This window comes from Schleiferilactobacillus shenzhenensis LY-73 (assembly GCF_000469325.1).
In the GTDB taxonomy this organism is placed as follows: domain Bacteria; phylum Bacillota; class Bacilli; order Lactobacillales; family Lactobacillaceae; genus Schleiferilactobacillus; species Schleiferilactobacillus shenzhenensis.
Genome location: NZ_KI271591.1, coordinates 29458 through 29846, shown reverse-complemented (window position 1 = coordinate 29846; position 389 = coordinate 29458).

The window sequence follows — 389 nt, the reverse complement described above, 5'->3', positions numbered from 1 at the left end:
GCAGAGGGCGGAGGCCGACGGTTAGCGGCACCGGGCTGAGTGGCCTTAAGCCGGAAATCCCCGCACTTGGGATTTTTGGCTTAAGGTCCTCAGACCGTGTGCCGCTGTCGGCCGGAGCCCGTTTAGAGGGCAGAGGGCGCAGCCGAGCGCTTAGGCCACCCAGGCTAAGTGGCCATAACACCAAAAGCCCCGCACTTGGGCTTTTGGTGTTATGGTCCTTAGACTGTGGTGACCTGCTCGGCGGAGCCCGTTTACGGAGGCAGGCTGCTGTCGGCCGGAGCCCGTTTACGGAGGCAGGCTGCTGTCCTGTGCTGTACCGGGTGACTCCGGGCTCCGCGGGCGGGGGCTGGAACGTGGTGCGGCGACTTTAAGCCAATGCAAAGTACGCA